The sequence below is a fragment of the Kitasatospora sp. NPDC004799 genome (genome assembly GCF_040609095.1).
In the GTDB taxonomy this organism is placed as follows: domain Bacteria; phylum Actinomycetota; class Actinomycetes; order Streptomycetales; family Streptomycetaceae; genus Kitasatospora.
Genome location: NZ_JBEXJK010000302.1, coordinates 1 through 10,010 on the forward strand (window position 1 = coordinate 1; position 10,010 = coordinate 10,010).

3 protein-coding genes are annotated in these 10,010 nt (G+C 75.1%); all 3 read right to left on the bottom strand.

What is annotated here, in order from left to right:
- Window positions 1–7,286: condensation domain-containing protein (locus tag ABZW03_RS29540; protein WP_355264802.1), on the bottom strand; the 7,286-nt coding region annotated here is incomplete at its 3' end.
- Between the two features lie 69 nt (window positions 7,287–7,355).
- Window positions 7,356–8,213 (bottom strand): sterol desaturase family protein, encoded by an 858-nt coding sequence (locus ABZW03_RS29545; RefSeq protein WP_355264805.1) that lies wholly within the window; start codon window positions 8,211–8,213, stop codon window positions 7,356–7,358.
- Window positions 8,214–8,577: 364 nt separating this feature from the next.
- A partial coding sequence (locus ABZW03_RS29550; protein ID WP_355264808.1) for a helix-turn-helix transcriptional regulator occupies window positions 8,578–10,010 on the bottom strand: 1,433 nt, incomplete at its 5' end.

Genomic DNA, 10,010 nt, shown 5'->3' on the forward strand with positions numbered 1-10,010 from the left:
GCCCAGGATGGACGGCGTCGAGGCGACCCGCCGGATCGCCGGCCCGGGGCGGGACGGCTGGTGGAGCCCGAGGTGTGGATCAGGTAGGCGGCCCGGGCCGGGTCGGCGGCGGGCAGCGGCACGGCGCCGCCCAGCGCGGGCCGCTCCAGCTCCTCCAGGGTGATCAGCGCGGCGGGCAGGTCGGCCGCCGGCGGGCGCCGGTGGTCGACCACCACCAGGGCCGCCCCGGCGTCGGCCACCTGGAGGGCGAGCCGGTCGGCCGGGTGCCCGGGGTCGAGCGGCAGGTAGGCGGCGCCGGCCCGCCAGATCGCCAGCAGGGTGGTGATCAGCTCGGGTGACTTGTCCAGGCAGACCGCGACCACCGAGCCCTCGCCGACGCCGAGTTCGCGCAGCCGTACCGCGGTGCGCTGGGCCTGCCGGTCCAGTTCGCCGTAGGTCAGCCGGCGGACGCCGTCCCGGCCGGGCGCGACCACCGCGACGGCCTCCGGCCGCTCGGCGGCGGCCTTGGCGATCAGCTCCGGCACCGGGGTGTCGTGCTCGATCCGGCGCTCGGCGCCGCTGAACCCGGTGAGGAGTTCCCGCCGTTCGGCCTCGCCCAGCATCCGCAGCCGCCCGACCGGCTCCGCCTCGGCGGCGCGGGTCATGGCGTCCAGCAGGTTGCGGTAGTGCGCGGCCAGCCGCTGGACGGTGGCGGGCTCGAAGAGGTCCGAGTTGTACTTGAAGACGCAGTGGAAGCAGCCGTCCGCGCGGTCCTCGTAGGCGGACAGCGTGAGGTCGAACTGCCCTTCCTCCTCCGGGAGTTCGATGTACTCCAGGCGGTAGCCGAAGCGCTCCACGGCGACCTTGTGGGTGAGCAGGATGAACATCGCCTGGAACACCGCGGAGCGGCTCGGGTCGTGCTGGAGCCCCAGCTGCTCGACCAGCAGCGGGAAGGGGTACTCCTGGTTGTCCAGCCCGCCGAGCACGCTCTCCCGCACCCGGGCCAGCAGCTCGGCCACGGTCGGCTCCCCGGCCAGGCTCACGTGCAGCGGCAGCGGGTTGACGAAGTAGCCGTAGACGGAGGCGAACTCCTCCTCGGTGCGGCCGGTGACCGGGCTGCCGACCACGATGTCCGGCTGCCCGGACCAGCGGTGCAGCAGCAGGTAGTAGGCGCTGAGCAGCACCATGAACGGGGTGGCGCCGTTGGCCCGGGCCAACACATGGACCCGAGCGGTGAGTTCCTCGTCCAACCGGAAGAACTCGGAGGCCCCGTTGTGGGTCTGCACGGGCGGGCGCGGCTTGTCGGTGGGCAGCGCCAGCACCGGCATCTCGGCCGGCAGGTGGCCGCGCCAGTAGTCGAGCATCCGCCGGGCGTCGGGGCCGGCCAGGAAGCGGTTCTGCCGGTTGAGGAAGTCCAGGTAGCGGGCGGGCACCGGGGGCAGCTCGGGGGTGCGGCCCTGGCGCAGCGCCTCGTAGACCTCGAACAGCTCCTCGATGAACGTGAAGGTGGAGATCGCGTCCGAGACGATGTGGTGGACGGCCTTCATCAGCACCCAGCGGTCCGGCCCGCGCCGGAACAGCCGCAGCCGGACCAGCGGGTCCTCGGCCAGGTCGTACGGCCGCCGGTACTCGCGGACGATCAGGTCGTGGATCTCCTCCCACGGCCGGCCCTCGACGTCGAACAGCCCGGTGTCGGCCTCGGCGTCCTCCCGGATCCGCTGGACCGGACGGCCCTCCTCCGCGGTGAACGCGGCGCGCAGCTCGGGGTGCCGGGCGACGAGGAAGCGGAACGCCCCGAACATCAGCTCCGGGTCGAGCTCCGCGCGGACCTCGACGGCGCCGCCGATGTTGTACGCGAAGCCGTCCGGGTGCAGCAGGCGCAGGAACCAGAGCGCCTGCTGGTTGTGGGTGAGCGGGAAGCGGGACTCGTCGGTGTACAGCTCGACCTCGGCCTCGGCCGGGCCGCCGTCGGCGGCGAGCCGCTCGGCCAGGCCCTCGGTGAGCAGGTCGACCAGGTCGCCGACGGAGCCGTTGCTGAGCAGGGCCACCACCGGCAGGGCGACGCCCAGTTCGCCGTGCACCCGGGCGCGCAGCTCCATCGCGAGCAGCGAGTCCAGGCCGTGCGCGCCGAGCCTGGTCTCCGCGTCGATCCGCTCGGCGCCGATCCGCAGCACGGCCGCGGCGGCGGCGGTGAACCGCTCGGTGACCAGCTCCCGGCGGCCCTGCGGGTCGGCGGCGCGGTAGGCGTCCAGGAAGCCGCCGGTCTCGGCCGGGGCCTGCTCGGCGGCGCTCGCCGCGAGGTCGGCGACCAGCGGCGGCGGCGCCGGGTACCAGGCGAGGAAGGTCGGCCAGTCGACCACGGTGGCGACCAGCAGCTGGGCGCGGTCCTGGCCGAGGACGCGCTCCAGGACGGCCGTTCCGGCGTCCGGCGGCAGCGAGCTCATGCCGCGGGCGTCGCGGTAGTGGGCGACCAGGCCCAGCTCCTCGATCATGCCGGTGGCCCAGGGGCCCCAGTCCAGGCTGAGCCCGGGCAGCCCCTCGGCCCGGCGGTGGTGGGCGAGGGCGTCCAGGAAGGCGTTGCCGGCCGCGTAGTTGGTCTGCCCGGCGGTGGTGAGCAGCGAGGCGACGGAGGCGAACAGCACGAAGTGGTCGAGCGGTTCGTCGCGCAGCAGCCGGTGCAGCAGGTGGGCGCCGATCACCTTGGGGGCGTAGCCGGCGTCGAAGGCCGGGCGGTCCATCTGGTCCAGCAGGGTGTCCTTGACCTGCCCGGCGAGGTGGAACACGCCGCGGATCGGCGGGAGTTGGCGCTGCCGGTAGTCGGCGAGCCAGTCCGCGAGGGCCCGCTCGTCGGTGACGTCGACCGGGGCGATCAGCGGGTCGGCGCCGAGCGCCTCCAGCTCGCGCAGGAAGGTGATCCGCTCGCCGACCGGGGTGGCCGGGTCGGTGTCCGCCCACCGGGAGCGCTCGGGCAGGGCGGTGCGGCCGACCAGGATCAGCCGCCGGGCGCCGCGCCGGACGAGGGTGCGGCAGAGCAGCCGACCGAGGGCGCCGAAGGCTCCGGTGACCAGGTAGCTGCCGTCGGGGCGCAGGACGGGCGGCAGCGGGCGGGTGAGGCCCTCGGCCTGCCGCAGCCGGCTGGTGAGCCGGGCGCCGGCCCGCAGGGCGATCTCCTGCTCGTCCCGGGCGGCGAGTTCGGCGAGCAGCGCCTCGGCCTGCGCGGCGGCGTCGACGGCCGGGTCGAGGTCGATCAGGGTGCCGCGCTGGGCGACCAGCTCCTGCTGCCACAGCACCCGGCCGATGCCCCAGGCGGGGGCGCCGAGCGGTTCGACCCGGTCGCCGGGGGCGGCGGGCTGGGTGCCCCGGGTGACGATGTGCAGCCGGGCGTCGGGGCGGGCGGTGGACAGGGCCTGGGCGAGGGTGATCAGGGAGTAGGCGCCGAGGGTCGCGAGCGGGCCGAGCCGGTCGGCGGTGGTGGCGGCCAGGGCGGGCTGGTCGAGGTTCCAGAGGTGGACGACGGTGGCGAACCCTCTGTCCAGGTCGGCGAGCAGCCGCTGGAGGTCCTCGGCGGAGTCGGGCCGGACGGTGGAGTGCCCCTCGCCGTGCCGGTACCCGGCGCCGGGCCGGACCAGGTGGCAGCGGGCGCCGCGCGCGGTGGCCAGCGCGGCCAGCCGCTCGGCGAGGCCGCCCGCGTCGGCGAACAGCAGCAGGTCGCCGGGGTCCTCGTCGGCGGCGGGCTCGTCAGCGGCCACCCAGGCGACCTCGGTGAGCCAGCCGTCGATGGTGGCGAGCCCGACGGAGGCCTTGGCCTGGGCGACGTCGGCGGCCCGGAAGCCGGTGACCCGGCCGACCGGGGTGCCGTCCTCGGTGTAGAGCGCGAGGTCGCCGACGAGTTCCTCGCCGCTGTCCCGGGTGACGGTGGCGTGCACCCAGAGCGGGCGGTCGCCGATCGCGTCGAGCCGGACCTCCTCGATCGAGACGGGGAGCCGGACGCTGCCGCCCGCGGGCTCCGTCAGCCGGGTGGTGAGCAGGGTCTGGAAGCAGCCGTCCAGCAGCACCGGGTGCAGGTGGTGGTCGGCCGCGTCCGGGCCGAGCTGCGCGGTCGGCCGGATCCGGGCCAGCGCCTCACCGGGGCCGGTCCACACCTCGGCGATGGCCTGGAAGGCGGGCCCGTAGTCGTAGCCGCGCTCGGCCAGCTGCCGGTAGCAGTCCGGGCCGTCGAGGTGCCGGCCGCGGGCGCGCAGGGCGTCCACGTCCAGCGCGGGCCCGTAGGAGCGGCGCTGGCCGGTGCGGACCCGGCCGCCGGCGTGCACGCTCGGCTCGCCGCCGGCGGGGGTGGAGGCGACGGTGAAGCGGGCGTCCTCCGGCGAGTAGCCGAGCTGGACCGGAACGGGCTCGGTCTCGGAGAGGAACAGCGCGCGGTTGAGCTCGACCTCGGCCAGCGTCACCTCGGTGCCGCCGGTCAGGGTGCGGACGGCCTGGGCGGCCATCTCCAGGTACCCGGCGGCCGGGAAGACCACCTGGCCCTCGATCCGGTGGTCGGTCAGGTAGGGCAGCCGCTCGGGGTCGAGCGCGCTGGTCCAACCGGGCTGGGCGCCGGCGGTGCGCCGGCCCAGCAGCGGGTGGTCGAGCCGGCCGAGCCGGACCTGCTCGACGACCTTGGGCTCCACCCAGTACCGGTCGCGCCGCCACGGGTAGGCCGGCAGCGGCACCGGGCGGCCGCCCGGGTGCAGCGCGTTCCAGCTCAACTCGACGCCCAGGGTGTGGAGTTCGGCGAGGCTGCGGGCGAAGCGCTCGGGCTCGTCCTGCTGCCGGCGGATCGACGGCAGGGTGTGCGACCGCTCGGCGCACTCGCGGATCGCGTGGCCGAGCACCGGGTGCGGGCCGAGCTCCAGGAACAGCCCGTGGCCGTCCTCGGCCATCCGCTCGACGGCGGCCCGGAACCGGACCGGGTTGCGGACGTTCTCCCACCAGTACGCGCCGTCCAGCTCCGGCCCGCGGGCGAGCCCCTCGCGGGCGGTCAGGTAGAGCGGCAGCCGCGCCTCCTGCGGCTTGACGGCGGCGAGCGCGGCCACCAGCTCGTCCCGGATCGGGTCCATCCGCACGCTGTGGTACGGGACTTCGACATCCAGCAGGCGGGCGAAGACGCCCTGCTGCCGCAGTTCCTCGCCCAGCTCGGCCAGCGCCTCGGCGTCCCCGGCCAGGGTCACCGCGGAGGGGCTGTTGATCGCGCCGAGCGAGACCTGCGCGCGGTACGGGCGGATCCGGCGCTCGGCCTCGGCCTCCGGCAGGCCGACCGCGAGCATGGTGCCGGTGCCGGCCAGGCGCTGCTGGAGGCGGCTGCGGGCGAGCACCACCCGGACGGCGTCGGCCAGGTCGTACACCCCGGCCTCGTGGAAGGCGGCGACCTCGCCGGTGCTGTGGCCGACCACCGCGTCGGGGCGCAGGCCGTGGCTCCGCCAGAGGGCCGAAAGCCCCACCTGGACGGCGAAGTTGGCGGGCTGGGCCAGCCAGGTCTCGGCCATCCGGGAGTCCGCCTCGTCGCGGCCCAGCTCGGTCAGCAGCGACCAGCCGGCCTGCGCGCGGATCTCCCGGTCGACGGCCTGCACGGCCTCCCGGTAGACCGGCTCGTACTCGTACAGCCCCCGGCCCATCCCCCACCACTGCGGGCCCATGCCGGTGAACACCCAGGCCAGCCGGCGCTGCCGGCGCTCCCGGGCGCGGCCCTGGACCACCCGCGGGTGCTCCTCTCCGCGCTCGTACGCGGCCAGCGCCTCGGCCAGGTCCTCGCGGGTGGAGTAGACCACCCCGAGCCGCTCGGGCAGGTGCTGGCGGCGGTGCGCCAGGGTGTGGCCGAGGTCGGCCAGGCTGGCCCCGTCGGCGAGCTCCTGCCGTACGGCGGCGGCCAGTTCGGGCAGTCCGGCGGCGTCCTTGGTGCTCAGCGGCAGCACCGTGCGGGCCGGCTCGGCCACCGGTGCGGCGGGCCCGGTCAGCGGCGGCTCCTCCAGCAGGACGTGGGCGTTGGTGCCGCCGAAGCCGAAGGAGTTGACGCCGGCCCGGGCCGGGCCGCGGTGCTCGGGCCAGTCCGTCGCCGCGGTCGGGATCTCGAACGGCAGCGCGTCCAGGTCGATGCCGGGGTTGGGGCGCTCCAGGTTGAGGTGCGGCGGGATGCGGCGGTGCTTGATCGCGAGCGCGGTCTTGATCAGCCCGGCGACGCCGGCCGCCGCCTCGGTGTGCCCGATGTTGGTCTTGACCGAGCCGACGTAGCAGCGGTCCCCCTCGCGGCGGCCGATGCCGAGCACCCGGCCCAGCGCGGCGGCCTCGATCGGGTCGCCGACCGGGGTGGAGGTGCCGTGCGCCTCGACGTACTGGAGGCTGCCGGGCAGCACTCCGGCCTCGGCGCAGACCCGTTCGATCAGGGTGACCTGGGCGTCCGCGCTGGGGACGGTGATGCCGTTGGTGCGGCCGTCCTGGTTGACGCCGGTGCCGAGGATGACGGCGTGCACCGGGTCCCCGTCGCGCAGCGCGTCGGAGAGCCGCTTGAGCACCACCACGCCGACGCCCTCGGCCCGGACGTAGCCGTCGGCGGAGGCGTCGAAGGCGCGCGAGCGGCCGTCCGCGGAGAGGAAGCCGCCCTTGGTCTCGGCGATCGTGTACTGCGGTGCCATGTGCAGCAACGCGCCGCCGGCCAGGGCGAGTTCGGTCTCGCCGCGGAGCAGGCTCTGGCAGGCGAGGTGGACCGCGACCAGCGAGGAGCTGCACGCGGTGTCGATCGAGACGCTGGGCCCGCGGAAGTCGAAGCAGTGCGAGATCCGGTTGGACACCATCGTCATCATGGTGCCGGTGGCGGTGTGCGCCGCGATGGTGCCGAAGTCGAGGTCGGCGAACTGGAGGATCTTCCAGTCGAGGGTGAAGGCGCCCATGTAGACGCCGACTTCACGGCCGGCCAGCTCGCCGGGGCGCAGCCCGCCGTCCTCCAGGGCCTCCCAGCTGACCTCCAGGAGCTTGCGCTGCTGCGGGTCCATGTGTTCGGCCTCGCGCGGGCTGATCCCGAAGAAGTCCGGGTCGAAGGTGTCGAAGCCGTCGATGTAGCCGCCCCGGCCGCCGATCAGCCGCCCCGGCTTGGCCCGGTCCCTGCTGCCCAGGGTGCCGGTGTCGTAGCGGTCGGCGGGCGTCTCGGTGAGACAGTCCCGGCCCTCGATCAGGTTGCGCCAGTAGGAACGGTGGTCGTTGGCGTGTCCCGGCAGGCGGCAGCCGATACCGGTGATCGCGATGCGCTCGCGGGGCACGGCGAAGGGCGAGGAAGTCATGATCCATTCCGAGGGTGAAGGCGTGGCGCCGGGGGCACGGGCAGATGGGGCGGCCTCACGGGCCGGGGTTCAGACGGACTGTTCGGTGGTCTTCGCCCGGCGCACGGGGTGCAGCAGAGTGGCGCCGAGTTCCCCGGTGGCGGGGAACGCGGCCGGATCGGTGAGGCCGACGGCCTTCGGCGCTCTGCCGGGCCGCCAGGTGAAGCTCCCGAACACGTGGTCCCAGAGCGAGAGGTCCGAGGCGTAGTGACCCGCTTCGGCGAGGTCGGTGCTGTGGTGCAGGCGGTGGAGTTCCGGGCCGGCCAGGATGTGGCCGAGCCGTCCGATTCGGACGTCGATGTTGGCGTGGACGAAATACCCCTGTGCAAGGACGAATATTCCGACCACGAACACCGAATCCGGCGAGAATCCGATCAGCGCCAGCGAAAGCTGGACCACGGACTGCGCGACGAACACGTCCAGGAAATGATTCACGCCGTTGTTCGCGACGTTCACCTTGTCCGGGACGTGGTGCACCCCGTGCAGCCGCCAGAGCCACCGGTTGCGGTGGGACCAGCGGTGCACGAGGTAGTCGCCGAGCGAGCCGACCAGCAGCGCGAGTGGGATCTCCACCGCGAACGGCAGCGCCGGATGCGCCGGGCCGAGCACCTCCACCAGCGCCGACACCAGCCCCTGGGCCAGTGCGCCACCGACCATGCTCAGCACGAAGTAGACGCTGTACCAACCGAGTTCACGTCGACTCGGATGCCATTCCGCCCGGTACGGGATAACCCGTTCCAGGGCCGCCAGGTATCCGATGACGGCGATCAGGAAGAGCGGGGAGACCCGGTCCGGCGCCCAGCGGAAGTGCAGGGTCGCGACGGCCGTACACAGCACACCCAGGAGCAGAAGCGGATGGGCGAGCCGGCGGGCAATGGCTGACAGCACGCGGCCCCCCGTTCTTCGCGAACCAACGACTGGAAACGTCAGAGACTCTAGCGGCAGACAAGCGTCGTGACAGTCATTCGACGTGTTAACTCCATGAATGACCCGATCGGCGGACTATACGCGCACGAAGTTGACGTCCGTACGGCGTGAAGGGGGCGCATTTTCGAGAACGAGCGGGAGTTGACGGCGTGCGGACTCGGCTGTTCAGGTCAACGGGCGCCGCTGTGCGCCCCTTCCACGCCGCTCTGCGCCGCTCCCGATCCGGCCAACCGGGCGGCCGTCACCGCAGCTCACGGGCACGGCACCGGACGGGCGCCGGACCGGGGCCGGACCCGCACCGGACCGGGGCCGGATCGGCACCGGATCAGGACCGGACGGACTCCACCAACCGGTGCGCGGCCCGGGGCGCGTGCGCCGCGAGACGGTCGCGCAGACCGCGCAGCTCGTACTCGACCAGCGCGGGCAGCACGGTCGCGCCGGTCTCCGCCAGGGCGGGACCGAGCAGGTCGACGGCCGTCGCCGGGTCGTGCGCGCAGACGTGGCAGTCGGCCGCCCGGACGACGAAGAGCAGGCGGCTGGACGGCAGTTGGTCCGGGCCGAGCAGGCCGAGGGCGGTCTCGGTGGCGGCCAGCGCCCGGCGGGCCAGCCGGGGGTCGTCGGTGGCCGCGGCGAGGTCGCGCAGCGCGGCGGCCGCGGCGGCCTCGACCCGCATCCGCATCGAGGCGATGGAGAGCCAGGGCACGTCCACCTCGTCCTGCGCGCCGATGTGGTCCAGGTGCGCCCGGGCCAGGCCGATCTCCCGGACGGTCGCCCGCACGTCGCCGGTGAGCGCGTACGCCCGGGCCCGGCTGATCCGGCCCATCGCGCCGGCCCAGTGCCGGTCCGGGGCGACCCGTTCGATCTCGCGGGCGTAGCCGAGGGCGGCGACCGGGTCCCCGTCCAGCCGGGCCAGGACGCTCATGTCGCTGAGCGTGCCGACCTGGGTGGGCTGGTCCGCGGCCAGCCCGGCCCAGGTGAGGGCGCGGTCGTAGCAGGCCATCGCGGTGGCGTTGCGGCCGTCCTGCATCCGCAGCGCGCCGGCCGCGTGGGCGTGCTCGGCGGCCAGCCGGACCAGCGGACCGCGCTGCGCGGCGGGGGCGGCGGCGAGCCGGGCGAGCACCGCGCGCAGGGTGCGCTCTACGGCGGCGGCCAGGCCCGGCCGGTCGCCGGTCTCGCCGGAGCGCAGGTGGGCGGCGAGCAGCCCGGTCAGCGCGTGCGCGGTGACGGCGTCCAGCGGGCGCGCGGCCGCCGGGTCGGCGAGCGCCTCGGGGGCGCAGAACTCGGCGTGCAGGGCGGCGAGTTCCCCGGGCCCGGGGACGGCGCAGCCCTCGGCGCCGTGCAGCGGGCAGAGCAGGCCGTAGTCGGGCAGCCGCGGCGGGGCGGGGGCCGGGAGCGGGAGGGTCGGGCCGGACGGCGCCCCGCCGGGCAGCGGGGGCCGGAGCAGCGCGGGCGGGAGGTCGTCCGGGACGGACAGTTCGGCGCTCTCGGCGCGCTGGCAGGCGGTGCTCAACTCCCCGCCGGCGCCGAGCAGGCCGTCGATCCGGTCGGCGATCCGGGGGGTGACCCGGCGGGCGCCGTGCTCGATCCTGCTGACCGTGGTGTGGTCGTAGCCGATCCCGGCGCCGAGCTGCGCCTGGGTCAGGCCGGCCCGGCGCCGCCAGTGCCGCAGCCGGGCGCCGAACTCCCGCCAGGCGTCCTGTCCGCGGCCGGTCGGGGGGGCCGGCACCGCCCCCCCGGGGGCGCCCCGCGTTCGCAGGC